Source organism: Chthoniobacterales bacterium (assembly GCA_018883245.1).
Classification (GTDB): domain Bacteria; phylum Verrucomicrobiota; class Verrucomicrobiia; order Chthoniobacterales; family JACTMZ01; genus JACTMZ01.
Genome location: VEQL01000031.1, coordinates 1 through 23,479, shown reverse-complemented (window position 1 = coordinate 23,479; position 23,479 = coordinate 1). Strand labels below are relative to the sequence as shown.

General features: G+C 59.2%; 30 protein-coding genes and 1 pseudogene. 28 read left to right on the top strand and 3 right to left on the bottom strand.

The annotated features are described in order from the left end of the window. Nucleotides 1–112 precede the first annotated feature (112 nt). The 10 genes from FGM15_10510 (at nucleotide 113) to FGM15_10465 (ending at nucleotide 10,424) form a co-directional block, all read left to right on the top strand. Nucleotides 113–661: a lipid-binding SYLF domain-containing protein gene (locus tag FGM15_10510; protein ID MBU3666288.1), complete on the top strand. Its 549-nt coding sequence runs from the start codon at nucleotides 113–115 to the stop codon at nucleotides 659–661. A 113-nt stretch (nucleotides 662–774) separates the two neighbouring features. After that, complete coding sequence (locus tag FGM15_10505) at nucleotides 775–1,839, top strand: NAD-dependent epimerase/dehydratase family protein (GenBank protein ID MBU3666287.1); 1,065 nt, start codon at nucleotides 775–777, stop codon at nucleotides 1,837–1,839. After that, nucleotides 1,832–3,409 (top strand): exosortase, encoded by a 1,578-nt coding sequence (gene xrt / locus FGM15_10500; protein MBU3666286.1) that lies wholly within the window; start codon nucleotides 1,832–1,834, stop codon nucleotides 3,407–3,409. The genes FGM15_10505 and xrt overlap by 8 nt, the downstream gene beginning before the upstream one ends. Continuing rightward, the gene (locus FGM15_10495; protein ID MBU3666285.1) at nucleotides 2,773–4,044 is read left to right on the top strand and encodes a 4'-phosphopantetheinyl transferase superfamily protein; all 1,272 of its coding nucleotides are present in this window, start codon (nucleotides 2,773–2,775) and stop codon (nucleotides 4,042–4,044) included. Before xrt ends, FGM15_10495 begins: the two co-directional genes overlap by 637 nt. A 202-nt stretch (nucleotides 4,045–4,246) precedes the next feature. After that, nucleotides 4,247–4,765, top strand: coding sequence for a hypothetical protein (locus tag FGM15_10490; GenBank protein MBU3666284.1), 519 nt, complete (start codon nucleotides 4,247–4,249; stop codon nucleotides 4,763–4,765). Nucleotides 4,766–4,778: 13 nt separating this feature from the next. Then, the gene (locus FGM15_10485) at nucleotides 4,779–6,371 is read left to right on the top strand and encodes an exosortase/archaeosortase family protein (protein MBU3666283.1); all 1,593 of its coding nucleotides are present in this window, start codon (nucleotides 4,779–4,781) and stop codon (nucleotides 6,369–6,371) included. An 18-nt stretch (nucleotides 6,372–6,389) separates the two neighbouring features. Continuing rightward, complete coding sequence (locus FGM15_10480) at nucleotides 6,390–6,944, top strand: SIS domain-containing protein (GenBank protein MBU3666282.1); 555 nt, start codon at nucleotides 6,390–6,392, stop codon at nucleotides 6,942–6,944. An 85-nt stretch (nucleotides 6,945–7,029) separates the two neighbouring features. Then, nucleotides 7,030–7,971, top strand: a complete 942-nt coding sequence (locus FGM15_10475) for an NAD-dependent epimerase/dehydratase family protein (GenBank protein MBU3666281.1) — start codon at nucleotides 7,030–7,032, stop codon at nucleotides 7,969–7,971. Continuing rightward, nucleotides 7,968–9,323 carry an HAD-IIIA family hydrolase gene (locus FGM15_10470; protein ID MBU3666280.1) on the top strand — a complete coding sequence of 452 codons (1,356 nt, stop codon included), beginning with the start codon at nucleotides 7,968–7,970 and terminating at the stop codon, nucleotides 9,321–9,323. Before FGM15_10475 ends, FGM15_10470 begins: the two co-directional genes overlap by 4 nt. 120 nt (nucleotides 9,324–9,443) lie before the next feature. After that, nucleotides 9,444–10,424, top strand: coding sequence for a GHMP kinase (locus FGM15_10465; protein ID MBU3666279.1), 981 nt, complete (start codon nucleotides 9,444–9,446; stop codon nucleotides 10,422–10,424). A gap of 299 nt (nucleotides 10,425–10,723) precedes the next feature. Here the strand turns inward: FGM15_10465 and FGM15_10460 are convergent, their stop codons facing one another. From FGM15_10460 to FGM15_10450, 3 genes are all read right to left on the bottom strand, one after another. Next, on the bottom strand, nucleotides 10,724–11,203 hold the full coding sequence (locus FGM15_10460; protein MBU3666278.1) for a hypothetical protein: 480 nt from the start codon (nucleotides 11,201–11,203) through the stop codon (nucleotides 10,724–10,726). 103 nt (nucleotides 11,204–11,306) lie between these two features. Further along, nucleotides 11,307–12,008: an ImmA/IrrE family metallo-endopeptidase gene (locus tag FGM15_10455; GenBank protein MBU3666277.1), complete on the bottom strand. Its 702-nt coding sequence runs from the start codon at nucleotides 12,006–12,008 to the stop codon at nucleotides 11,307–11,309. Nucleotides 12,009–12,012: 4 nt separating this feature from the next. Then, nucleotides 12,013–12,642 (bottom strand): helix-turn-helix transcriptional regulator, encoded by a 630-nt coding sequence (locus FGM15_10450; protein ID MBU3666276.1) that lies wholly within the window; start codon nucleotides 12,640–12,642, stop codon nucleotides 12,013–12,015. Nucleotides 12,643–13,366: 724 nt separating this feature from the next. Between FGM15_10450 and FGM15_10445 the strand changes: the two genes are divergently transcribed. The 18 genes and pseudogenes from FGM15_10445 to FGM15_10360 all read left to right on the top strand — a co-directional run bounded on the left by FGM15_10445 (nucleotide 13,367) and on the right by FGM15_10360 (nucleotide 23,368). After that, a complete protein-coding gene (locus tag FGM15_10445) occupies nucleotides 13,367–13,540 on the top strand; it encodes a dTDP-4-keto-6-deoxy-D-glucose epimerase (GenBank protein ID MBU3666275.1) in 174 nt (57 codons plus the stop codon). Next, nucleotides 13,537–14,997: a glycosyltransferase gene (locus FGM15_10440; protein ID MBU3666274.1), complete on the top strand. Its 1,461-nt coding sequence runs from the start codon at nucleotides 13,537–13,539 to the stop codon at nucleotides 14,995–14,997. Before FGM15_10445 ends, FGM15_10440 begins: the two co-directional genes overlap by 4 nt. 11 nt (nucleotides 14,998–15,008) lie before the next feature. Then, nucleotides 15,009–16,556, top strand: coding sequence for a hypothetical protein (locus FGM15_10435; protein MBU3666273.1), 1,548 nt, complete (start codon nucleotides 15,009–15,011; stop codon nucleotides 16,554–16,556). A gap of 33 nt (nucleotides 16,557–16,589) precedes the next feature. Then, a complete protein-coding gene (locus tag FGM15_10430; GenBank protein ID MBU3666272.1) occupies nucleotides 16,590–17,450 on the top strand; it encodes an ABC transporter permease in 861 nt (286 codons plus the stop codon). 165 nt (nucleotides 17,451–17,615) lie between these two features. Next, entirely contained in the window at nucleotides 17,616–17,828 is a 213-nt protein-coding gene (locus tag FGM15_10425; protein MBU3666271.1) for a type II toxin-antitoxin system VapB family antitoxin, read from the top strand. Beyond that, nucleotides 17,825–18,211 (top strand): PIN domain nuclease, encoded by a 387-nt coding sequence (locus FGM15_10420; protein ID MBU3666270.1) that lies wholly within the window; start codon nucleotides 17,825–17,827, stop codon nucleotides 18,209–18,211. Before FGM15_10425 ends, FGM15_10420 begins: the two co-directional genes overlap by 4 nt. Then, the gene (locus FGM15_10415; GenBank protein MBU3666269.1) at nucleotides 18,208–18,492 is read left to right on the top strand and encodes a hypothetical protein; all 285 of its coding nucleotides are present in this window, start codon (nucleotides 18,208–18,210) and stop codon (nucleotides 18,490–18,492) included. The genes FGM15_10420 and FGM15_10415 overlap by 4 nt, the downstream gene beginning before the upstream one ends. 81 nt (nucleotides 18,493–18,573) lie before the next feature. Beyond that, a complete protein-coding gene (locus FGM15_10410) occupies nucleotides 18,574–18,840 on the top strand; it encodes a hypothetical protein (protein MBU3666268.1) in 267 nt (88 codons plus the stop codon). Nucleotides 18,841–19,048: 208 nt separating this feature from the next. Continuing rightward, nucleotides 19,049–19,297 (top strand): annotated as a pseudogene (locus FGM15_10405) (hypothetical protein). 348 nt (nucleotides 19,298–19,645) lie between these two features. Next, nucleotides 19,646–19,858 carry a hypothetical protein gene (locus FGM15_10400; GenBank protein MBU3666267.1) on the top strand — a complete coding sequence of 71 codons (213 nt, stop codon included), beginning with the start codon at nucleotides 19,646–19,648 and terminating at the stop codon, nucleotides 19,856–19,858. 220 nt (nucleotides 19,859–20,078) lie between these two features. Then, entirely contained in the window at nucleotides 20,079–20,468 is a 390-nt protein-coding gene (locus tag FGM15_10395; GenBank protein MBU3666266.1) for a type II toxin-antitoxin system VapC family toxin, read from the top strand. 70 nt (nucleotides 20,469–20,538) lie between these two features. Beyond that, the gene (locus tag FGM15_10390) at nucleotides 20,539–20,760 is read left to right on the top strand and encodes a hypothetical protein (protein ID MBU3666265.1); all 222 of its coding nucleotides are present in this window, start codon (nucleotides 20,539–20,541) and stop codon (nucleotides 20,758–20,760) included. Between the two features lie 96 nt (nucleotides 20,761–20,856). Continuing rightward, on the top strand, nucleotides 20,857–21,108 hold the full coding sequence (locus FGM15_10385; GenBank protein MBU3666264.1) for a hypothetical protein: 252 nt from the start codon (nucleotides 20,857–20,859) through the stop codon (nucleotides 21,106–21,108). 98 nt (nucleotides 21,109–21,206) lie between these two features. Next, the gene (locus FGM15_10380; GenBank protein MBU3666263.1) at nucleotides 21,207–21,563 is read left to right on the top strand and encodes a four helix bundle protein; all 357 of its coding nucleotides are present in this window, start codon (nucleotides 21,207–21,209) and stop codon (nucleotides 21,561–21,563) included. A gap of 256 nt (nucleotides 21,564–21,819) precedes the next feature. Then, nucleotides 21,820–22,074 (top strand): hypothetical protein, encoded by a 255-nt coding sequence (locus FGM15_10375; protein ID MBU3666262.1) that lies wholly within the window; start codon nucleotides 21,820–21,822, stop codon nucleotides 22,072–22,074. An 89-nt stretch (nucleotides 22,075–22,163) separates the two neighbouring features. Beyond that, nucleotides 22,164–22,487: a DUF4258 domain-containing protein gene (locus FGM15_10370; protein ID MBU3666261.1), complete on the top strand. Its 324-nt coding sequence runs from the start codon at nucleotides 22,164–22,166 to the stop codon at nucleotides 22,485–22,487. After that, nucleotides 22,475–22,702 (top strand): DUF2283 domain-containing protein, encoded by a 228-nt coding sequence (locus tag FGM15_10365; protein ID MBU3666260.1) that lies wholly within the window; start codon nucleotides 22,475–22,477, stop codon nucleotides 22,700–22,702. Before FGM15_10370 ends, FGM15_10365 begins: the two co-directional genes overlap by 13 nt. A 165-nt stretch (nucleotides 22,703–22,867) precedes the next feature. Beyond that, entirely contained in the window at nucleotides 22,868–23,368 is a 501-nt protein-coding gene (locus FGM15_10360) for a hypothetical protein (GenBank protein MBU3666259.1), read from the top strand. The last annotated feature ends 111 nt before the right edge of the window (nucleotides 23,369–23,479 follow it).

Sequence of the window (23,479 nt, the reverse complement as noted above, 5' to 3'; positions counted from 1 at the left end):
ATCGCTCCCTGCTCGCGCCTTGCCATCTGCCCCGCCATGACCCTGCGCCACTCCGCGAGGTTTTGGGATAGGTTCTAGCCGGCCGCGGGCACCTGTGGTATTTCGGACGGCCATGAAAATCCCGTTCATCACCGCTCTTTTTGCCCTCATTGTCCTCGCCTCGGTCGCGACCGCGCCGGCCATGCCTGCCGCGGAACTGCGCAAGAAGTCCGAAGCCGCCCTCGAGCAACTCTTCGAAACCAAGCCCGGCACCAAGGAACTGGCCGACATGGCGGAGGCCGTGCTCGTCTTTCCGGAGGTGGTCAAAGCGGGATTCATGATCGGCGGCCAGCGTGGTGACGGTGTTCTCTTCCGCAACGGCGAAGCGGAGGGATACTTCAACACCACGTCCGCGTCCTACGGCTGGCAGGTCGGCGCCCAGGTGTTTTCCTACGTGCTTTTCTTCATGGACCAAAAATCCCTCGACTCCCTCTACAAGGCCGACGGGTTCGAGGTCGGTGCCGCACCCAGCCTGGTCATCGCCAACGAAGGTTTCACCTCCGATCTCTCCACCAAAACGATGAAAAACGGGATCTATGCGTTTTTCTTCGGCCAGAAGGGGATCATGGCCGGCATTTCGCTGCAGGGCACCAAGATCACCGAGTTCAAGCCGAGCAAATAAGCGGTCCCTTTTGCCGCCCCGCCATGACTTCGCGCCACCCCGCGAGGTTTTGGGATAGGTTCTAATCCCGGCTTGGGTGCCGTCGCGGACGCGTCCATACTCGCGCCCGCGCCATGAGAATTCTTGTCAGCGGGGTCTGCGGATTCGTCGGTTCGGAACTCGCCCTCGGCCTGCGCCTTGCCGGTCACGAGGTGTGCGGCTTCGACAATTTCAGCCGCCCCGGCAGTGAACTGAACCGTGCGCGCATCGAATCCGCCGGTGTCGAATTCTGGCGCGGCGATGTGCGTGATGAAAACGACCTTGTCCGTGTGCGCGGTATCGACTGGGTCATCGACGCCGCCGCCAATCCCAGCGTGCTGGCCGGCATCGACGGAAAGACCGGGAGCAAAGAACTTCTCGAGCACAATCTTTGGGGCACGGTGAATTTGCTCGAGGTCTGCAAACGCGAGCAGGCCGGCATGATTCTCCTCAGCACCAGCCGCGTGTATTCCATCCCCGCTCTCTGCGCTCTGCCGGTCGCGGAAAAAAACGCCGCCTTCGTGCTCGAAAAAATTTGCGGCGCCGCGGGACCACGGGGCGTGACGGAGGATTTTTCCACCGCGCCGCCCGTTTCGCTCTACGGGGTGAGCAAGCTGGCCAGCGAGCAGATCGCCCTCGAATACGGCGCGGCGTTCGGATTCCCCGTGTGGATCGACCGCTGCGGGGTCATGGCCGGCGCCGGACAATTCGGCAAGCCGGACCAGGGCATCTTCAGCTACTGGATCCACAGCTGGGCGCGCCGCGCTCCCCTCAAATACATCGGCTTCGGCGGCAGCGGACACCAGGTGCGCGACTGCCTTCATCCCGACGACCTCCTCGCGCTTCTGCTCAAGCAAATGTCCGCGGGCGGACGCGCAGGCGACAGGATTTTCAACGTCAGCGGCGGCGCGGACTCGGCGATGTCGCTGCGGCAGCTCTCGGACTGGTGCGCCGCGGAGTTTGGTCCGCACGAGGTTGCGTCCGACCTCTCCCCGCGTCCGTTCGATCTCCCGTGGGTCGTGCTCGATTCCTCGCGCGCGGAAAAAGCTTGGGACTGGAAGCCGCGGCGGACGGTGCAGCAAATCTGCAGCGAGATTGCGCGGCACGCCCGCGAACATCCCGGATGGCTGGAGGTCAGCAGTGGACCGGCTCATGGATAATCCGGTCAGGCACCGCGCATGCATGCAGCCGCTTTGGTTGCTGGCGGGCGGTTATTGGCTCTGGCTGGTATGGGCCTGCGCGGGTGAATGGACCTCGTCGCCCGATTACAACTACGGGTGGTTTGTGCCTCCCTTGGCGCTTTATTTCCTCTGGAAGCGCATGGAAACGGCACGCGGCGCTCTGTCCGGATCCGGCGCGAAGGTTGCGGACCTTCTCGCATGGTGTGTCATAGCGGTGTCCGTCGCGGCGGTTTTCCCGGTGGAACTCGTCCGCCAGACGCCCATTCATTGGCGGCCGAATCTCTGGGCCATCGGCTTGCTCGCCGCGGCGAATACGCTCGCGGCGGCTTGGCTGACGGGAGGACTTGCGCGTCTGAAAATTTTCCTCGTGCCCGTGCTGTTCATGCTCGTGGGAGTTCCGTGGCCCACATTTGTCGAGAACGCCGTTTCCTTTCCGCTGATGCAGATAGTGGCGCGGTGGTCGGTGGGTCTGGTGCATTTGCTCGGATACCCCGCCACCGCTGCCGGCACCACGATCACTCTGCCCAACTGCACCGTGGGCGTGGAGGAGGCCTGTAGCGGTCTGCGCTCCTTGCAGACGGCGCTGATGGTCGGTCTGGCGGCCGGCGAACTGGCGCGCTTGCGGAGTGCCGGGCGCGCGGTCCTGCTCGCGGTGGCATTCATCATGGCCATCATCGGCAACCAGGTCCGCGTCCTTATTTTGGTCTTGGCCGGCATCAATGGCGGCAACGCATCGGTGCAGGCTTGGCATGATACGGCCGGCTACGTCGTGCTGGCCATTTTGCTTTGCGGCGTCGGGCTTGCCGCGGCGATCGGCAAAAGTTGGCGCGCAATGGTCTCGCAACCGCGCGACAAACCGGTCGAGCATTCCGCCGCTGCCGCACGGCCGCCGCGTTCGCATTGCCGTTGGGCATGGTTGGCGCTCATGGCCGGCTGTCTCTCCATGCTTGGTGCGCACAGCTGGTATTGGTGGCGTGCAAATTTGGCGGCTCCTCCTTCGCCGCCGATGCTCCGGCCCTCGGGCGAACGAGGTTTCGTCGTCGATCGCGCCGTTCCGCCCGCCATCCTCGGTGTGCTCAATCCCGACGAATATGCCTACATCCGCGAAACGGTGGGTGGCACACCGTTGCGTGCCGTCGGCTACCACTTTTATTGGAAACCTCGGGAAGGGAACGCGAACCAGCTTTACCATCGCCCGGACCGCTGTATGCCCGGCGCGGGCTGGCGTATCGACGGCAAGGTCACGCGCGAGACCATGACCATCGGGGGCCGGAACTTCACCTTCAACGTGTTCCCCTTCCGGGGTCCGGCGGGACCGGCTCTCATGCTCTGGGGCTCGTATTTGAACGGCGAGCCGGTGGAGATCGAATTCGAAAGCGATGTCTATCTCAACACCGCGAACCTCGCGCAGTTCATCCGCACGGGAACCCGCGAATACAGCTACGAAGTCGCGGCGTGCATCATGCCGTATCCCGAAGGACAGCGCCCCACGCCTGCCCAAATCGAGGCCTACGCCAACCGCGTTTTTTCAACAAGCGGCGCCGAATGAACACCACGGCGACCGGCGACTTCGAATTTCGTCTGGCCGGCCTTGCCGAGGCCGCGGATTTCGAAAAATTTCTTTCACCCGGGGAGTTGGAAAAATCACACGGGATCGGCAACACCATGCTCCGCCGCCGCTTTGTTGTTTCCCGCGGGTTGCGCCGTCAACTCCTCGCCGCATGCACCGGCCGCGAACCCGGGACACTCCGCTTCGAAGAGCAACCCGGAGCCAAGCCGCGTCTGGCCGATGCCGGCGGATGGGATTTCAACCATTCGCACGCGGGGGATCTGGTCGCCGTTGCCGTGCGTCGCGGGCCCGTCGGTATCGACATCGAGACGATCCGCGAAGTCCGCGACATGCCCTCCATCGTCGCACGCTACTTCCATCCGGACGAAGCTGCCGCTTGGAGGAGCCTTCCTGAACGCCGCCGGGTCGGGGGATTTTTCATTTTGTGGTCGGCGCGCGAGGCAGCCATGAAATGCACCGGCCTCGGTTTGGCCCGGGGGTTGCCGGTCACTCGCGTCGATCCGGCCGTTTTGGATCACGCGCCGTGCGGCGCGCGGGTGGGGACGGCGGACCTCGCTCTTCACCGCATCGAAGCTCCGGAGAAATACATCGCCTTTGCGGCAGTCGCCGCCTGACTCAATGTGATGGTCACTCAGCCAGTCAAGATAACGGGATCTCAATTGTTGTTCGTTCCCAGTTGAACTTTGTGAATTAATGTGCTCGATTGTGCCTTAGCCCGGCGCACTCCCTTGCCCAAGGCTGGTAAATATTATTCTCCTGTCTGGCTGCTCCTCCCGCGGATGGCAACCAAGTGCGGCAGCTTGTCCGCAAACTGCCTTGAAACGTAAATACTATCTCGGCAAGCCGCCGGACCCCGAGCCGGAGTTGGACGACTTCCAGCAGGAGTGCGTGGAAATTTTCCAGCGTGCGGCCGCCGCTTTTTCCCTCGCGCCTTCGATCGGGCAGATTTACGGGCTGCTTTTCGCCACCGAAGAGCCGCTCAGTCTCGACCAGATCATGGTGCGCTTGAAGACCAGCCGCGGCGGGACCTTCCAGAGCGTGCGCTGGCTGCGCCAAGTCGGTGCTGTCGAGGGCGTGTTCAAGCGCGGCCAGCGCAAGGAACATTACCGCGCCGTCCTCAATCTCCGCAAACTGGCCGGGGCCTTTGTCGCGGCCCGCATCAACCCGCACGTCGAAAGCGGTCACGACCATATTGCCAGGCTGCGCTCCAGCATCGCTCCCGACGATCATCCGTCCGCCCGGTTCCAGCGCCAGCGCTGCGAGCAAATGGAACGCTGGCACCGGTTCCTGTCCGACCTTCTTCCGTTCATCAAGACCTTTGCGGAAAAATTCTGAACTGCCGCCCTGCATGTCCCGTGCTGCCATAGAACAGGAACCCGCGACGCCGGGGATGCCGGCCGCGCTTTTCTTCGCCGCTCTCGCCGCGGTGTGGGGATGGCTTTTCTATATTCTCACCGGGGAATGGGAAGCCAACGAGCAGTATTCGCACGGATGGTTCATCCCGCTGCTCGCGGGCTGGATTTTCTGGCAGCGTTGGACCACGCGACCCGAAGCGCAACCCGCCGCCGGAGCGCTGCGCGCGGCGAGTTATATTGTTCTATTGTTGCTTCTCCTGCCGTCCGCGGCGGGCATTCTGATCGCCGGTGCTTATCCCGATTGGAGACTGGTGCTGTGGGGATTGGGGCTTGCGGCCCTGGTGGCCAGTATGGCGATCACCGCGCTGGCTGGCGGACCGGCGTGGGTGAAGCATCTCTCCTTCGCTTATTTCTTCGCCTTGGTGGCGATTCCGTGGCCCACCGGCCCCGAGCGCTGGCTTACGAGGGAGTTGAGCATGTTTGCCGCCCAACTTGCCGCATGGATTCTGCCCATGCTCGGCGTTGCGGCCATGTGCCACGGCACCACCATCGATGTCGGCACCGAGGTGCTCGGTGTCGATGATGCGTGCAGCGGTATCCGCTCCTTCCAATCGAGCATCATGGCCGCGCTGTTTCTTGGCGAACTTTTCACCCTGCGCTGGGGCTACCGCGCGCTGCTTGTCGCCGTGGGACTCGTCGCCGCCTACGCACTCAATGTCCTGCGCATGATCATACTTTCCGTCGCCGTTGCCGAGGGAGGTTCCGCCGCGCTGGACAAGCTCCACGATCCGGCCGGCTTCGCCATTCTTATCCTTACCATGGGAATTCTGTGGTTCTTCTGCTGGGTCTTGCAGAAGTTGCCGGGCTCGCTCCAGCCGCCGTTCATCACAGCCGCCGCATCCGCCCGCATTTCCCGTGCGCCGGCTTATGCGTGCTTTGCCGTCATCGCCGCCATCGGTCTCATGGTCGGCGGCTCCGAGGCCTGGTATTCATGGAAATCAATGGGCGTGGTTCGCGCGCCGGCGTGGACTGTGGCAACGAATGGAGCCGGCGGCGAGGCGGGTGACAATCCGCTTGGCGAGCGCGTCGAGGAGATGTTGCGCTACGATCGCGGGTTCCAGCGCAGTTGGCGCGACGATGGTGGACGCCAGTGGCACCTCATTTATCTCGAATGGAAGCCGAGCCGGATGAGCCTGCACTACGCGCAACCGCATTTGCCCGAGCAATGCCAGACGATGATCGGCCGCCAGATCGTCTCGAAGTCGGTGCTGCGCCGCGCCGATGCCAACGGAATCAATATTTCCTACAACCTCTACAAAATCCGCGCCGGTGCGGATGAATTTTATCTCATGTATGTCGTCAACGACGACCGCATCGGCGGACAACAAATGCTTTTCACCGGATTCGGTGCGGGTGACCGCATCCGGGCCGTGCTTGCCGGCCGCCGCAACATGGGCCAGCGCTCCATGCAACTCGCGCTCGTCGGCGAGCCCGACGCAGCCAAAGCAGAAGAAGCTATGAAATCTCTCCTCCCGCAGCTCGTCGTTCCCGCGTCCGGGTCTCAAGCTCAACCCGCCGAAAACTGAAAACTGCCGACTTTTCCGATGAACATCACGTCCTACCTCTCCGAATACCGCCGCTTGCTTGAAAATCCGCAATGGCCTCCGCTCATGGAAAAGCTCAAGGCCCGCGTTGTCGAGGCCCGCGGGAATGGCGGCAAACTGCTGCTGGCCGGCAACGGCGCCAGCGCGTCCATTGCCAGCCACCTCGCCACCGATTTCGCCAAGCAGGGAAAAGTCCGCGCCATGGCCTTCACCGACGCCAACCTCATCACCGCTTTGGGCAACGATTGCGGCTACGAGAACTGGATCGCCAAAGCCGTGGAAATCTACGCCGACCCGCGCGACATCCTCATCCTTATCAGCAGCAGCGGCAAATCTCCCAACGTGGTCAAGGCCGCGCATGAGGCCAAAGCCCGCGGACTTTATGTCGCCGCCTTCACCGGATTCGCCAAAGACAACCCGCTCGGCGCCGCGGCCGACATTAATTTCTGGGTCGATAGCCGCGCCTACAACATCGTCGAATGCACCCACATGATCCTCCTCGCGGGTATCGTGGACCTGCTCGTCGGATCGTCGGAATACAGCGTCGCAGGGTGACGCCGGTTGCGACACCGGACAAGCTTGGCAGTTTTGCACACTCGATAAAAACTCCGCCTCGCTGCACCCCGCTCCCAGTCAGTTCATGAACATCCTTGTCACTGGTGCTGCCGGATTCATTGGCAGTCATTTGGTTGATGCGCTCCTGGCGCGTGGTCATCGCATTGTCGGTATCGACAACCTCAGCCTCGGCACCCGCGAAAATCTCAAGGGTGCGTTGGCTGATCCTTCTTTCACGTTGATCGAGCGCGACATTGCCTCGGAGGGTTTTCCCGACTCTTTTGATGCCGGTTGTCAGATCGACCGGGTTTGGCACATGGCGGCCAACTCCGACATTCCTGCCGGCATCGATGATCCGCGCATCGACTTCAAGGATACCTTCCTCACCACGTTCCGCGTCCTTGCCTGGATGCGCAAACACGGTGTCCAGCGTCTGGCCTTCGCCTCCACCTCCGCGGTCTACGGTGTCCGCGACAAACCCATCGAGGAGGACAGCGGGCCGATGCTGCCCATCAGCAATTACGGAGCGATGAAGCTCGCCTCGGAGGGTTGCATCAGTGCCGCGGCCGAAGCTTGGCTCGGGCGCGCCGACATCTTCCGCTTTCCGAATGTGATCGGCTCGCGCGCCACGCATGGTGCGCTTTTCGACTTTGTGCGCCGTCTTCGCCGCAATCCTTTGCAACTCGAAGTGCTTGGCGACGGCACACAGCAGAAGCCTTACCTGCACGTCGGCAATTTGGTTGAGGCCATGCTTTTCATCGCCGATCACGCAAAGGACAAATTGAACTACTTTAACGTCGGCCCCGAGGATGACGTCAGCGTCCGCGCCATGGCGGAGGAAGTGGTCGCCCAGACCGCTCCGGGTGCGAAGATTGTCTATGGCGCCGACAATCGCGGCTGGGTGGGGGATGTGCCGAAATTCCGTTATTCCACGGCGAAGTTGCGCAAGCTCGGTTGGGGTGCGCAGATGAGTTCGGCCGACGCGGTGCGTCTTGCCGTGCGCGAGATCGCCGCCGAAAATCCGTGATGCAAGCGGTCATTCTGGCCGGCGGCAAAGGCACCCGCCTTGCACAGGCGCTCGGGATGGATATTCCCAAACCGATGGCCCCGGTCCTTGGTGTTCCGTTGCTGCAACGCACGATCGAACTTCTCCGGGGTCAAGGCATCGAGGACATCCTTCTTCTGGTCCACCACCGTGCCGATGTGGTTCACGACCATTTCGGCGACGGCGGCAAATTTGGTGTTCGCATCCGTTCTATCGAGGAGACATCACCGCGCGGCACGGCCGGGGCCTTGGTTGATGCCCTCCCGCACCTCGAGCGGGAGTTTCTTGTTCTCTACGGCGACACGCTTGTCGATCTCGACTTCCGCCGGATGCTGGCTTTCCACCAAGCCAAGCAGGCCGATCTTACTCTCTTTGCCCATCCGAACGACCACCCGCACGACTCCGATCTGGTGGAAGTCGACCGCGACTTGCGCGTCACTGCGGTGCGTCCCTATCCACACCCCGAGGGTTCCGCCTATCGCAACTTGGTCAATGCCGCCCTCTACGTCATGCGTCGTGATCTCCTTGCGGGCGAGTGGCCCGAGGGCGCCTTCGACATCGCCAAAGACGCCATCCCTCGTTGGCTGGAACAAGGCAAAGCCGTCTTCGCCTACCGAGGGGACGGCTACATCAAAGACATGGGCACGCCCGAGCGCCTGGCCAAAGTCGAGCGCGATCTGCGCAACGGCACGGTCGCACGCAAATCCGGGCGCATGCCCCGTGTCGCCGTCTTCCTCGATCGCGACGGCACGCTCAATGTGGAAAAAGGACACCTTGCCCGTCCCGACGACCTCGAACTTTTTGCCGGCGTGGGTCCGTCCATCCGGTCGCTCAATCGCGCGGGTATCCCGGCCATCGTCATTACCAACCAACCCGTGATTGCGCGGGGTGAAGCCGACTTCGCGGACGTTGATGCCATTCATCGCCGCTTGGAGAACTTGCTCGCCAAGGACGGCGCTTATGTCGATGCGATCTTCTACTGTCCGCATCATCCGGACAAAGGATTCGAAGGCGAGCGCCCCGAACTCAAAATCCGCTGCGACTGCCGCAAGCCCGCCCCCGGCCTCGTGGACCGGGCGTGCGAAATGTTCAGCATCGACCGAGTTCATTCCTGGTTCATCGGAGATAGCCAGCGCGACTTGGAATGCGCGCGCAGTGCCGGTATTCCATCCGTGCTCGTGGAGACCGGACCCTCGGCTGGTCGGGTGTCGTGCGAAGCCCGACCTGCTTTCACTGCCCGGGACGTATCCGCCGCGATCGGCGGGATACTCCAGCGTCTCGGCTTGGCCGGGAGCGCACCAGTCGAACGTCGAAAGTCGGAAGTCGAAAGCTGACAAACTTCTTAAAACAAATATGGCGACGCAGTCTGGTGGTAAAAGTTCGAAGGCGGCGGCAGCCCTCGTCCCTAAGCCCTCGTCGCTCGACGCCTTTACCTTCAACGCTTCCACGCTCCCATGATCATTTCACAAACACCCCTGCGCCTCAGTTTCCTCGGCGGCGGATCCGACTTGCCCTCGTATTACCGACGCAAGGGCGGCGCGGTGCTGTCCACCGCCATCGACAAATGCGTTTATGTCACGGTCAGCCGGAAGTTCGACAGCGCGTTGCGGGTCAGCTATTCGCGCACCGAGGAGGTCGAGACGGCGGCGCAGGTCGAGCATCCCATCGTGCGCGAGGCGCTCGGTTTGCTGGGTATCGAAGGCGGGATCGAGATCACGTCCGTGGCCGATATCCCGGCCAAGGGCACTGGTCTGGGCAGTTCGAGCACCTTCACCGTCGGGTTGCTCAATGCCCTGCACGCCTTCGCCGGGCGCCACGCCTCGGCCGGACGTTTGGCCGAAGAAAGTTGTGACATCGAGATCAACCGCTGCGGCGAGCCTATCGGCAAGCAGGACCAATATGCGGCCGCTTTCGGTGGTTTCAATTTCATACGCTTCCATCCGGACGAAACCGTCGAGGTGCAAAAGATTCTCTGCCGTCGCGAGACCCTCGAGGAATTGCAGTCCATGCTCATGATGTTCTACACCGGCATCACCCGCAGTGCGTCGGCGCTGCTGAAAGAGCAATCGGCCAACATGACTGGCGAGGGCGAAAAAATCGCCGCCATGGACCGCATGGTGGCCTCTGCCGAGGCCGTGCTCCATGACCTGCAGTCCAATCGCCTCGACACATTGGGTGCGGCTCTCGACGAAAGTTGGCGACTCAAGAAGTCGCTGGCCGGCGGCATCAGCAACCCTGCGATCGATGCCGCCTACGATGCCGCCCGTGCTGCCGGAGCACTCGGTGGAAAAATTCTCGGTGCTGGCGGCGGAGGATTTCTGCTCTTTCTGGTCCCGCCGGAAAAACAAGATGCCGTGCGGAGGGTCCTGAGCGGATTGAGGGAGTTGCCGTTCGGTTTCGCGCGCCACGGTAGCAGGATCATCTTTGTGCATTGATAAGTGTGGAGGGCGGAGCGGTGAGCCAAAAAAGGAACCGGGCATCGTTGGGCAGGGCGTGCCGGGTCGCGTCCGCTGCCGAGATTGCCTTTCGGTTCAGGCAACCGCGGCTGGGTGGGTGTTGTGCCGAAGCTGGACTCAAAAGATAACTGGAAAATGCATGGTTTCGACTTGCTCTGCTATGCAACACGCACCAACTTTGTTCTTACAGGGGTGCCGCAAAAAATTGGCGACGGCCGGGAGTTGCCCCTCCCAACCGCCGCCGTTTCTCGCCTCCTTATGAGAAGGCTGTGTAGTTGCTACTCGGCCGGCTCGGCAGGAGTGGAGCCTTGCTTGCGGCGCCCCTGCTTTGCGAACCTTTGGGCCAAGCGATCGCGGCCCTCACGAAGACCCGCTGATTTCTTGCGCTTGATGAGCGCATAAACCGTGCGGGCTACCTCGTAGGCCTCTGCTTTAGCCTGTAGCGCAGTGTCGGACAGCTTCTCATGAAACTTGGCGACCACGCTGGTCACGACGTCGAGGTTGCGGATCAGGGCAAGCCTGTTCTGCAAGACCTCGGTCGTGATGCTGGCGGGCACCAAGTCAGGATTTCTGCTGGCCAACTCGAGACCATCGATCACGAAAGTAGCCGAAGCCGGCCCCGCTTTCGCAATGCGATTGACCTCTTGAGGACTCAAATCGATCGTGCCAAACGGCAGCGATGACTCGAGTGTGGCAACAGCCTGCAAAAGGCTGTCGCGCTCGTTGTCGGTGAGCGAACCGGTTATGGATGTGTCCATAATACCTCCTCGTTGCGTCCCTGGCACGACCCGTCAGCTCCGGACCACGCTTGTGGCGGCGAGTCAGTTGGTGCAGGGAAAGTCTGGAAAAATGCGGTCCTCATCAGTTCGACGGATAAATTTCCTGGAGGCGGAACGAAGCCAGCGTCGGGCTGACGTTGAAAGTGGTCGAAATGCACGACACCGCCTCGCGTCGGCGGGTTTCGTCGAAAACGGTTTCGCATCCACCCCCGCGCAGCGGCCGGCTCGAGGTCCAACTTGCCACGCTCTTTTTCACCAGCGACAGCGGTGTAAGCAGCACTGCCATGCAGGCATTGGCTTGGAGCTCGATATGCGCAAAAGGGTTACTCGGGTTGTAGCTTCCGCTTGGGGAATCTTGGATGTCCCGGTGGAAGCACGTGATCGTATGGTTGTCTGCGTCGCCGCTGCGCCAACGTTTCAGCGATGCGGTGAATTCCGGCTCCAGATAGAGATGCGAATGCAGCAGGAGATGCCCGATTTCGTGGGCCAACGTGCTCCGGTAGCGGTGCTCGGGCCCGTCCATCACGGACGTCGAGATGAAGATCGCCGGGTTGGCGGGATCTTGCAGGTCGGCCAAGCCCATGATGTCCCGGCCAAGCGGTGCGGGTTGCGGGGTGAGTCCGTTGTGCCGCGCCATGAGGAACTCCTCGAGCGGGATTTCCCTTGGCGAGTCGGGAAGGCACTTGGCCTTCCGCAACTCGGTAGTGGCGATGGTTTCGATTTCCCGCCGCGACAAGTGGTATCGCAGCGGCAGTATGCTGTCCCTGTAATAGACTTCCTTCATGGTTTTAAACGTGTCCGGCCGGCGGAGGTTGGTTTTCAGGCGCCGCTTTGTCCGCAGCCGGAATGTTTTGCTCGATGCGCCTGATGATGTCGTCCGGAGACCAGTTCCGGTTTTTCGCCTCCCGCACCACGCGGTGCAGGGCGACGATGAATCTGGGATCTTTTTCGATCAACTCCTGCGCCTTGGTGAAAGGGGCGCGGGGGTCGTGGTCCTGCAAATCGACCAGCGAGACCTCGAGGGCCTCGGCCAGCTTGGGCAGGAATTCCTCGCCGATTTGCCGGAAGCCATTTTCGACGTCGCAGAGATGCGACGGCGCTTTCAGGCCGATCCGCTGGGCCAGCCTGCGCTGGCTCAATCCGAGGGCGGTGCGCCGCTCCCGGATGAATTCGCCGAGTGTTGGTTTGTTCATGCGTTGTGTGTCTCCTTTTAGGGTGTGTGGGATATCGGGGCAGAGTGCGGGGGTGGAGAGAATGGCTGGCGCTGTCCCAGCCAGCAGCCATTCAAAAATAAGAACGCTCGCGAACGAGCGAACAGATGTGTCCCCAAAAAATACGATATGGAGTGTTGCCTGTGAGAAAGCACCTCCATATGTGTTTATCTTTTTGTTCGCAAACATGCGAGCAATAAAGCGCATTCCTTCGCAAGTGTCAATACCCAGAAATGCAATTTCCTCAAATAATCTGTAAGCAACTGATTATCAGCGCCTTGCAGTATAACAAATAAATGCTTTTGGCTGCTTTCTCGTCTAAACGAAATCGAAATCCCTATCCAGCCGATGATGTGTAAGATGCGATTGCGGGACATCACCGCACTGATCTCGGATATACCAGCGGTGATCAAATCCAGCCCCGCACTGATCACGGCAAATCACAGGAGTCATCTTCAATGTTGAGAGGCCTCTTCTTCCTGCAATTCAGCGCTCATCGCAGAGGGCACTTGTGTGATCCCGGCACTTCACGGAGGTCTTCGTAATCAGCAGGGCGGCTTGCTTTTTCATCGACGCGGTTATGACACGACATCACCGCTGCCATGGCAACAGATGAAAACTGTCATAAAACTTATTACAGCGGAGATCATCGCAGAAGACCGGCGTCCTCGTTTTCAGGGCTGCACTGATCCCGGAACATCACAACAATCGTGAAATGCGACACCAGGATGAGCCCGTGACAACACAGCAGTCCCCGCGATCAACACCACGGCAATCTCTCGGGATAGCCGTCGTCTTCGGCGAGATGACCGCGGTCTTCGATCTCGTGAGTGAAGGCATCGCAAAAATTTGCAAAGCGACGGCTATCGTGGGCTTAGCTTCTGTCAGGAATGCCGCGCTCTCCGTTATGGCATCGGCGCTCTTCTAACCGATGCTTTCTGCCGATGCCGCCTACAAGACAACGAACTTTTATTCGCCCAAACACGAGAAATGCATCCGCTGGGATGACCCCACCCTTTCGATCAACTGGCCCCTTGACGGCATCCAACCTGTCGTGTCGGACAAGGATGCACTTGGTATGAGTTTCGAAGAATCCAGTTTATGAAGCAAAAGCAACTAATCTTCGTCGTGGCCTACGAAGCTGAAGCGCACATCCCCGAACTTTTCGAGAGGATCCGCCAAAGCGGCTTGGAGGCCACCCACGATATACTCGTGATCGATGACGCATCTGGCGACAAAACTGCGGAAGTAGCAAAGCGCCTGGCATCGGGCCTATCGACGAAGACAACGGTTCTCAGAAATCCGAGCAACCTTGGATACGGTGGAAACCAGAAGCTCGGCTACGAGTATGCGATACGAGAGGGATATGAGGCCGTCGTGCTTCTGCATGGTGACTGCCAATACCCCCCCGAATTCATTCCGGAAATGACACGTCCGATTGTCGAGGGACGAGCTGATGTGGTGTTTGGCTCGCGCATGCTCGATAAAAAAAGCGCATTGCGGGGGGGCATGCCTCTTTACAAGTGGATCGGCAACCAGGTCACGACGGCGGTGCAAAATTTTCTGCTCGGCGCGAAGTTTTCCGAGTGCCACACGGGATTCCGCGCCTACCGTGTTCCGCTGCTGGCGAAGATTCCCTTTCGATACAATTCCAACGGATTTCATTTCGATGCCGACATCATCATCCAGTGTCACCGCGCGGGTGCACGCTTTCTTGAGATACCTATCCCCACCCGTTACAGCACCGAGATTTGCCGCGTCAATGGCGTGCAGTATTGCTGGAATTGCTTCAAATCGGGTCTTGCCGACCGCTGCACACAGATGGAGATTTTTTATAGCCGCAAGTTCGACCTGCAGCAAAAGCCTGTTTACGAATCCAAGCTCGGCCTGACGGGTTCCAGCCATGAAGTGGCGTTGCGCATGGTCCCGGAGGGCTCGAAAGTCGTCGATTTGGGCGGCGGCAACGGTGCCTTGGCCCGTGAGCTCAAAAAAAAGGGCTGCCGGGTCACGGTGGTTGACACGCAACTTGATCTTCAGGATGAGGAGAACATCACGACGGTGCATGCGAGCGTGGAAGATTTGGCGCAGATTCCCAAGGCGGAAGTGGTTTTGCTCATGGATGTCATCGAGCACATTCGCCGCAATGAGCAGTTTCTGCTTCTCGAAAAGATCCGCGTAATGGGCAGCACTCAGCCTACCAAGGTGATCGTCAGTGTGCCCAACTCCGTCTTTCTCCCGGTGCGGGTCATGATGATGCTGGGCCGGATCAATTACGGGCGGCGCGGTATTCTGGATGAGACGCATGCATTTCTTTTCACGCGCCATTCACTCCGGTCTCTGTTGCTGTCGGCGGGCTACAAAATCGGGCGCGTGGAATACACCTCTGCGCCCGTCGCCTTCGCCTTTCCCGGACTGCCGAGGTTCTCGCGCTTTCTTTCGAGCCTGCAGTTGAGGTTGGCCCATCTCCTGCCGGGGTGGTTCGCCTACCAGATCGTGGCAGAGGCTTATCCTGCGGCCACGGTTAGTGCTTTGTTGCAGGCCGCCGAGGAAGCTCGCTCCTGAATCATTTTTCCATGACTCCACGCAAGATCGGATGGGCTTTGTTTTGGTGCGCTTTCTTGGCGTCTATCGCGTTGGAAAGCGGCGAGCTGAGTTCGTGGGATGCGGCCAATCGGTTGCAAGTCACCCGTTGGATTTGGACAGCTGAACCGCAAGTGCGCGATCAGAACGGTTGGTTCGGTATTTACGGGCGGAATCATGAGAAATTCGCATGGTATGGACTGGGGCAGAGTCTGTGGATGTCCCCGGCTTACCTTTTGGCCTCACGCGTTGCTCCGCTTGTTTCTGCCGACCGCACCCGGGCTGAAAAAATCGAGGAAACCCTAGTGACTTATTTGACGTTCCCGCTCACAGCGGCTTTGGCACTGACGGCGCTTTTTGCGTTGTTGCTTCGTCTGGATTTCGACGCAGCCGTTGCTGGCTTGAGTTCCTTGGCAGCCTTTTGGTGCACAAGTCTCCTGCCCTATACACAGACAAAACAAGAGAACTCGCTTCTGCTGCTGTGCACGCTCACATCGATGTGGGCCGTGGCCGCCGGTGTCAAAACCGGGCGTTACAAATGGTGGGCCTTGGCCGGCTTCGCGGCTGGCTTCGGTCTTTTGACGCGCCTTACATTTGTATTCGATGTGGGAGCTGTGACTTTGTTGGGAGCCGGGTTGATTTTTTTCACGGGACAGAAAGCTTGGAGGTTAGATTGGCGCTACTGGATGCCGAGGGTCATGGTGGCCGGTCTGGTGTGCTCAGTATTCGTCCTCGTCGATCGTATCTACCAATTTTACCGTTTCGAGTCGTGGACTTCCACTTACTATGACATCATCTTCGCGCAGCGGAGCGACGTGGTGGCGCCAGGAGATATCCGCATTGGTTTCCCTGCGCTGGCTTGGTCAGTGAAATACAACATTTGGCAGTTTGATCCGCTCGCATTGCTGGGTTTGATCGCCGTGCCGGTGTGGTGGCGCAGCTTGAATTGGGGTGCACGCAGCTTCGGTGTGATAGCGGCGCTGCTTCTGGCTGTCTACTTGGTTTTCTACAGCTCGACGCACGACCAGTTCGATGGTGCCGCTGCGTGGGGGTGCCGTTACGTGACCACGCCGATGGTGCTGCTGGGGGCATTCGGTGTAGCCGCGACACTGAGTTGCAGGCATCGGCTCCGGCCATGGTTTTGTCGGTTTGCGCTGGTTCTCGCGGCGGTGGCCTTGGCGGTGCAGCTTCTATCGACTGTCTTATGGTATAACCTCGAAGAAAAGCAGCAGATCGAGCATCTTGGCGCCTCTGAATCGATGGTCGTGCTACGAGCACAGAATGCCGCGGCGCTGGCCACCGGCCGCTGGAAGGAATGGAATCTGCTCCCGAGCGGAGACAGCAAACGGCTACGCACGCCAAATTTTTTCCCGTTTCTCGCGGCGAAATATTTGCCGAAAAATGCGCGCCTCACCCTCGAACTGTTGTGGGCGGTGATCGCGGTTACAACCCTTGCTTTGAATCTGAAACTGTTTCTGAAGCTTCGCGCGGAGTTGGCGACCCAATCCTCGTGGCAGCACAGCCCTGTCGTTTCCGGATGAAGCAACCACGCTCATATAAAGTCACAACATCCCATGCTGAACGTTCCTGCTGATTACGAAATCGTCATCAAACCGACGAAGGGCTGGTTCAAGCTCAACCTTGCCGATGTGTGGCGCTATCGCGATCTCCTCACGCTTCTTGTCCATCGCGACTTTGTCTCCAAATACAAGCAGACGGTGCTTGGTCCGCTGTGGTTCATCATCCAACCGCTGCTCATGACGGTGGTGTTCACGATTATCTTCGGCAAGGTCGCGCAAATTCCCACCGATGGCATGCCGCCGATGCTCTTTTACCTCTGTGGTTTGCTCGGCTGGAATTACTTCGCCACGACATTCCAAGCCACGTCGGGAACTCTCACGACGAATGCCGGAATGTTCGGCAAGGTTTACTTCCCCCGGCTGGTGGTTCCTCTTTCGAATGTCATCTCCGGCTTCATCGCCTTCGGTATCCAGTTGGCGACGTTCCTCGTCTTCTGGGCCTACTTCAAAATCTTCACCGCGACCGGTGCCGCGTTGCATCTCGGTTGGGATTTGCTCTGGTTTCCCCTCGTCATGCTGCAGATCGCCCTGCTCAGTTTGGGTGTCGGGCTTTGGCTCAGCGCGCTGACCGCCAAATACCGCGACTTCACGTTCCTCACCGGATTCCTTGTCCAGATCTGGATGTATGCCACGCCGGTGATTTATCCGCTCTCGCGCATTCCCGAGGACTGGCGCTGGGTGGCGGTGATCAATCCGATGACTTTGCCCGTCGAGGCCATCAAGCGCGTCTTCCTCGGCCAGGGCGTGGTGGAACCCATCTATATCGCGGTCTCCGTTGTGATGACGGTGCTCCTCCTGCTCAGTGGCATCGTCATTTTCAACAAAGTTGAAAAGACGTTCGTAGATACCGTGTAGGCAGCAGAGCCTGGCCCTGAGGCAATCGAGGGCTTCGTCCTCCATCTGTCGTCTCTCGACCCACCGCTCTCGACGCAAGAGAGAAGACGAGATGCTAAAGCGGCAAGCCCTTCAAATACGTAACAATCGCTTGAAGTATCCATATAATGGCATTACTGTATACATATGAAAACGACCTTGGATATTCCTAGTGACCTGCTGGAAGACGCCATGCGGGTCTCCGGAGCGAAAACCAAGCGTGCTGCCGTGTTGGCTGCATTGGGAGATTTCGCCCGCCGAGGGCGCATGCGGTCTTTGGCTGACCGCTTGGGTGACTCATCGACTTTCATGACCGCCGCGCAATTGGAATCGTTGCGTGTTCGTGAAATGCCCGAGTGACACTGATCGACACCTCCAGTTGGATCCAGTTTCTGCGTCGCGGCGGTAATGCCACCGTCAAACAACGCGTGCGTGACCTTCTCAAGGACGGATCTGTCGTTACTTGTCCCGTGGTTTTGGCCGAACTCTGGATGGGTGCCGGCTCGGTGAAAGACCGGCAAGATGTGCAGGAGTTGCAGGATGTCCTGCCGTGTTTGCCGATGGAGCCTTTGACTTGGGAACTTTCCTACAGACTCGCGCAAATTTGCTGTCAGCGCGGAACGCCAGTTCCCGCCTCCGACCTCATCATTGCTGCTTGCGCGTTTTTTCATGGTGCGATGATCGATGCCGAAGACAGGCATCTGAACACTCTCGAGGACTGCCGCTCGCTGGTGGTGCCATGATAACCGATCGCGACGAGCTGATAACTCTGATCAACCGCCAGCCCGCTGATGAGTTCCAAGCGATTCTGGCAGCAAGAGGAGAGCGCGAGGGTATTGTCTCTAAACTTGGAGCCCTCGTCCGCTGGGCCGAAAAAACCGGTCGAAGATCGGACAGTAGCTTCGACCTGAGTCGAGCCAGGCTCGGCGGCTTGGAGCATTACGTCTGGAAGGACGAGGATGAGAGGGTTGTCCGAAAGTTCACCTACGGCGGCTCTTTCGGCCGGACAGTCAGGAGCATCTAGGAGGGCCTCGTTCCGGCCACGCCGCTCGAATATTTGGCTCGCTGGGCAAACCATAACACTCTGTTTCCGCCGATCACGCGGGTGAGTGGCGTTCTGGAGAATAATAGTGGTGGTCTGGCTTTACTCGTCGAGCAAGACGCACTGCTGGGTGATTTGCCGTCCGAGAAGGATGTCGAGGAATTCATGCGAAGCGCCGGTTATGAGCCACTTACCGACCATCGCTTCGCTTGGCAAAATCAGGGAGTTGGTTTCGCGCTGTTCGATGCTCGCCCCGCAAACTTTGTTAAGGTGTCGGGAGTGCCTATTCCGTTCGATTTAATCGTTGTTCCCCTGGAAAAACTACGGTGAGCCAGCATGGCTGGCGGTAGATAAGAAACAGAAGATCGCAGTTAAACAATCATGTCCCAAGCGCGATATCGCGGGAGATAGAAGATCGCAGATGGGAGATCGGGGGCAGGCAGGGCCTGCGGGACATCGGAGTTTGGAGATGGTAGATCAGGCCCCATCTTCCATATCCCAACTTCCATCTACTTCACCGCCGCTTCGCGATGGTGGATTCTGGGCAGTGAATGATGTGAGTTTTGAGCTGCGGCGCGGGGAGCCAGGCGGCGATGGAGCCGCTCGGACGACTGCCGAACGCAGCCCGAAGGGTGCGATGAGCGGGAGCGAACAAGTCAACACAACGCTGCTTAAAATGCTCAATGGGTTGATCAAGCCGGACTCCGGGAAGATCACGATGCGCGGACGGGTGGGGGCGCTGATTGCGCTGGGGTCGGGGTTCAATCCGATCCTGACGGGACGGGAACCGAGGCTTGGCGAGATAGGTCGCCGCGGCGACCAACTGATACCGGAGGGCGGAGCCCGGAGACAGACTGGCCGTAGGCCGGCCCGCAAGGGCGAGCCAGCGGGGCTGGCGAGTCAAAATATCTACATCAATGGTTCGGTGCTGGGGCTTTCGAAAAAGGAACCGGAGCGCAGCGGAGATAGGCTGCCGCAGGCAGGCCCGCAGGGCTTCGCGTTTCGGGCAAAACGCGAACCAAATCGACGGGAAGATCGAGGAGATCATCGACTTCGCCGAGATCGGGGAACTCATCGACTCACCGGTGCCGAATTACAAGTGGACAGCATGCACCGTCGCGGTTAACTGAAGGCTATGAGCGTCGAGGAGATCAAAAGAGAGATTGCTTCGCTCTCGGCTGGCGAGAAAAGACAGGTTGCTGATTTTCTCTCTCAGTTCAGCCGCGAGGAAACGGCTGACGCTGATTTGGAGGCCTTTCTTCGCAGGCGGTTGGCCCAAGCGCGGGCGGGCGATTTCTCGAATCAATCCGTTTCGGAAATCTGGCAGGAAGTTCGCGCTGCACGCTGATGCTGGCCTGTTGAATATTCCATCTGCCTGAACTAAGTTCGAATAATGATCGCCGTTGAAAAATCTGAACCGAAGCCGCGTGGGCGCCGAACCCCCGTATCTCTTGGTGCATCCTCCACGAAGCCCCTATTTTGGCGGCGCGCCTCGCATCCCGACAATGACCGCGCAGGTGACTTTCTGTTGAAAAACTTGCAGGCGATCAGGGAGGAGTCTTCATCGCGTGGCGATCCTCGTTGACACGGGTGCTCTGGAACTCTTGCGGCGGCGTTCCAAAAGAATAGAGACGCTCGCTGTCCGGTATTTTCCGCCGGTTATTTGCTCACATGTCGCAGCGGAGTTTCTTTACGGGCAAGCGCTCGCCAAAGTTTCGGCCACGGCTGCCATGACGGCCCGCGAATTTCTTGAATCATTCGAGATTTTGCAGCCTGGAATCCAGACCTCTTCGATCTACGCCAGACTACGTGTGGAGCTTAAGGAGCGGGGCGTGACTTTACCCGACCCGGACTATTGGATTGCGGCTCATGCCATTGAAGAACGATTGCCCTTGGCGACTACCGACCGTCACTTCGAGATGATCTCCGAGTTGGATCTACATTTGCTCAAGCCGTAGATTGCATGGTGCGGTCCGGCCGACGGAGCCGGCTGTTGCATGGTGCGAGTTGGACACTGAAGGTTGCAAGTTGAAGATTTCCATACCGCAACCAAGAACTCGCAACAACGGCGGAGCCGACAACCTGCAACTTTCCCCGCCGCTTCGCGATGGTGAATTCTGGGCGGTGAATGATGTTTCGTTTGAGCTGCGGCGCGGGGAGCCAGGTGGCGATGGAGCCGCTCGGACGACTGCCGAAGGCAGCCCGAAGGGTGCGATGAGCGGGAGCGAACGAATCAATGCCTCGGGTTGATCGGGCACAAGGGGGGATTGTTGGAGAAAGTGTGGTATGATGACTTGCCACCGAAAGACGTATTCGGCTTGGCTATAGAGACCTTCCAGAACGATCATGAACGAATCAAAAGTGACTACTTCTCGCACTGAAATAGGGCTGGTTCCGCGTCCTGCGGCCTGCGCCAGCATCGAAGAGATTGATGCCTGGATTCTGGCCATAGGCGGTCGGGAGTTGACGCCCGAAGAGGCCCGGGCTTGGGACGAGCGAATCGTCGGTGGGGTTCATCCCTCGGGGGGCATTTATCTCGACGAAGAGCGCAGTTCGGCCCGTGTTGCGGAGACGTCGGAGCGAAGCGAACGCGACTAATAGCGGATAGAAGATGGCGGAGAGCGGATAGCGGAGGGTGATCGCGACTATCCGTCCTTTGTTCTACGCAATCCGCAATCACGCTGCAGAGCAACGCGATGAGTGCGTACAAAGATTTTGAGGCGATGGAAGTGTGGCGGGATGCGCAGGAGCTAGCCGTGCAGGTTTACATGGATTTCTCCAAGGTGAAGGACTACTCGTTCTGTGATCAGATCAAACGGGCTGTCGTATCAATCTCGAACAACGTGGCAGAGGGTTCGGAGCGCACAACCTCAACTGAGTTTTCACGGTTTCTTGATATTGCCAAAGGGTCATGCGGCGAGGTGCGCAGCATGTATCGCCTTGCTGAGAAATTAGGCTTCATGAGCAAGAGCATCGCTGACCAGCGCAGCGCGCAGTGCGCCAGCATCTCAAAGCAGCTTGGTGGTTTTGCGAAGTTCCTGCGAAATAAATAGCTGATAGCGAATAGCGAATGGCTAATGAAACATAGCGGATAGCGGATGCAAAATAGCGGACTAAAATGGCGGAGGGCGTATAGCGAATAGCGGATAGCCGTCCGCGATTCGCCATCAAACCAAAGGGATATGTCTGACCATCCGTCCTCCGCAATCAGCCATCCGCTATCCACCGGCGATGTGAAAGCGCTGCGGCTGGACACGCTGGTGCAGATCACGACTTGCAAAAGCGTGCGGCGGGCGTAGATTTTTAAAAATGACGCAGCTTCTGGAGAAAGCGGTTAACACGGTTTCAGCCCTGCCTGATACGGAGCAGGATGCGGTGGCCTCGGTTATTCTCTCCGAGTTGGAAGCCGAGCAGCGATGGGATCAACTTTTCAAGTCGTCCCAAGATGTTCTCGGTCTGATGGCTCGCGAGGCCTTGGAAGAGTATCGGGCTGGCGAGACAGCTCCGCTGGAGCTCGAGCGTGACTTCCCGAAGGACAGCCGGAGACCGCAGGGGCGGTCGTAGACAGCGTGAGGCGAAGCCGAGGGCAACAGCAGCAATGACCCCTTGAGGAATGAGGTTCGTGTGGTGCTGGCTGCCTCCTCGGTGAGCTTATGAGCAGAGACCAAGATCTGCTCTTTGTGGCGGAGACGCCACTCGGGTTTTCGGTTCGCGTAACGCGGGCTTACTGGGACATTATTTCCACTCTGAAGCACCCGGTTATGCGGGGCCATCTCGATGAAGTTCGTGCCGCGCTCGAGTCACCCGATGAAATACGGCTTAGCAAAACCGACGATCAGGTGTATCTTTTCTACAAAATTCAGCGCCCAGGGCGATGGGTGTGTGCAGTCAGCCGAAGGACAGACTCCGAAGGCTTTCTGATCACCGCATACCCGACGGACGCTATCAAAGAAGGAGAACAAATATGGCCGATTTGAACGTTTACCACGATGTGACCGGGCGCACGCTGACGGTTTGGTTCGGCGCGCCCCAAGATGAATATGTGTGCGAGGAAACGGGTGATGAGGTTGTCTTGATGAAAGACAAAGCCGGCCACGTGATCGGCTTCGAGAGGCTCAATTATCCCGGTGCTGCGGCCGAGCCGGTGCGCGTTCTATTCGAGTCCGTGGGCGCCGCAGAGTCCGCCGCCTGAGCAGTGGTCTGGGCCGGCGGAACCGGCTGTAACGGGTGGCGGGTGTCGGAGTTACCGGTTGCTCCCGGCTCCGCACTCCCTGGGCCGGCGACACCGGCTTTGGCGGGTAATAGGTAAAAAGAGCCGTGCGTAAGCAAGACAGCCCCAAAGCGAAAAAGTAACGACATGAACTCGGAAAGGAACAATAGCTCAGACAACGAGGTCCTCGTCCGAGTCGAGGGAGTTAGCAAAAAGTTCTGCCGCTCGCTGAAGAAGTCACTGTGGTATGGGGTCTGCGATATTGCTGGCGAGTTGAATCCGCTGGCCAAGCGGGGAGGTGGGAGAACGGAAGTCGGAAGTCGGAGGTCAGAGGCCAGCAGACAGGGGTTAGAAGGGGAAGGCAAACCATTGGACATTCTGCAGAATGTGCATGTGTCATCAGAGGAGGGAGGGGGGGCAGAGTTCAAGTGTCAGGGGTCAGAGGGCGAAGTGCCTTCCAACTCGGAGAGTTTACGGGGCGGAGAGAGAGGAGAGGGGCTGCGCCCGGGGGAATTCTGGGCGGTGAATGATGTGAGCTTTGAGCTGCGGCGCGGGGAGCCAGGCGGCGATGGAGCCGCTCGGCGGATTGGCGAAGCCAACCCGAAGGGTGCGATGAGCGGGAGCGAACGAATCAATGCCTCGGGTTGATCGGGCACAAGGGGGGATTGTTGGAGAAAGTGTGGTATGATGACTTGCCACCGAAAGACGTATTCGGCTTGGCTATAGAGACCTTCCAGAACGATCATGAACGAATCAAAA

Coding starts and splice junctions, on each gene's coding strand:
- FGM15_10435 (MBU3666273.1), top strand. CDS start 15,009: ATGACTCCACGCAAGATCGGATGGGCTTTGTTTTGGTGCGCTTTCTTG.
- FGM15_10465 (MBU3666279.1), top strand. CDS start 9,444: ATGATCATTTCACAAACACCCCTGCGCCTCAGTTTCCTCGGCGGCGGA.
- FGM15_10370 (MBU3666261.1), top strand. CDS start 22,164: ATGAGCAGAGACCAAGATCTGCTCTTTGTGGCGGAGACGCCACTCGGG.
- FGM15_10480 (MBU3666282.1), top strand. CDS start 6,390: ATGAACATCACGTCCTACCTCTCCGAATACCGCCGCTTGCTTGAAAAT.
- FGM15_10415 (MBU3666269.1), top strand. CDS start 18,208: ATGATAACCGATCGCGACGAGCTGATAACTCTGATCAACCGCCAGCCC.
- FGM15_10440 (MBU3666274.1), top strand. CDS start 13,537: ATGAAGCAAAAGCAACTAATCTTCGTCGTGGCCTACGAAGCTGAAGCG.
- FGM15_10505 (MBU3666287.1), top strand. CDS start 775: ATGAGAATTCTTGTCAGCGGGGTCTGCGGATTCGTCGGTTCGGAACTC.
- FGM15_10400 (MBU3666267.1), top strand. CDS start 19,646: ATGAGCGTCGAGGAGATCAAAAGAGAGATTGCTTCGCTCTCGGCTGGC.
- FGM15_10385 (MBU3666264.1), top strand. CDS start 20,857: ATGAACGAATCAAAAGTGACTACTTCTCGCACTGAAATAGGGCTGGTT.
- FGM15_10460 (MBU3666278.1), bottom strand. CDS start 11,203: ATGGACACATCCATAACCGGTTCGCTCACCGACAACGAGCGCGACAGC.
- FGM15_10425 (MBU3666271.1), top strand. CDS start 17,616: ATGAAAACGACCTTGGATATTCCTAGTGACCTGCTGGAAGACGCCATG.
- FGM15_10430 (MBU3666272.1), top strand. CDS start 16,590: ATGCTGAACGTTCCTGCTGATTACGAAATCGTCATCAAACCGACGAAG.
- FGM15_10510 (MBU3666288.1), top strand. CDS start 113: ATGAAAATCCCGTTCATCACCGCTCTTTTTGCCCTCATTGTCCTCGCC.
- FGM15_10380 (MBU3666263.1), top strand. CDS start 21,207: ATGAGTGCGTACAAAGATTTTGAGGCGATGGAAGTGTGGCGGGATGCG.
- xrt (MBU3666286.1), top strand. CDS start 1,832: ATGGATAATCCGGTCAGGCACCGCGCATGCATGCAGCCGCTTTGGTTG.
- FGM15_10475 (MBU3666281.1), top strand. CDS start 7,030: ATGAACATCCTTGTCACTGGTGCTGCCGGATTCATTGGCAGTCATTTG.
- FGM15_10485 (MBU3666283.1), top strand. CDS start 4,779: ATGTCCCGTGCTGCCATAGAACAGGAACCCGCGACGCCGGGGATGCCG.
- FGM15_10360 (MBU3666259.1), top strand. CDS start 22,868: ATGAACTCGGAAAGGAACAATAGCTCAGACAACGAGGTCCTCGTCCGA.
- FGM15_10495 (MBU3666285.1), top strand. CDS start 2,773: ATGGTTGGCGCTCATGGCCGGCTGTCTCTCCATGCTTGGTGCGCACAG.
- FGM15_10375 (MBU3666262.1), top strand. CDS start 21,820: ATGACGCAGCTTCTGGAGAAAGCGGTTAACACGGTTTCAGCCCTGCCT.
- FGM15_10455 (MBU3666277.1), bottom strand. CDS start 12,008: ATGAAGGAAGTCTATTACAGGGACAGCATACTGCCGCTGCGATACCAC.
- FGM15_10445 (MBU3666275.1), top strand. CDS start 13,367: ATGCTTTCTGCCGATGCCGCCTACAAGACAACGAACTTTTATTCGCCC.
- FGM15_10450 (MBU3666276.1), bottom strand. CDS start 12,642: ATGCGCTTTATTGCTCGCATGTTTGCGAACAAAAAGATAAACACATAT.
- FGM15_10365 (MBU3666260.1), top strand. CDS start 22,475: ATGGCCGATTTGAACGTTTACCACGATGTGACCGGGCGCACGCTGACG.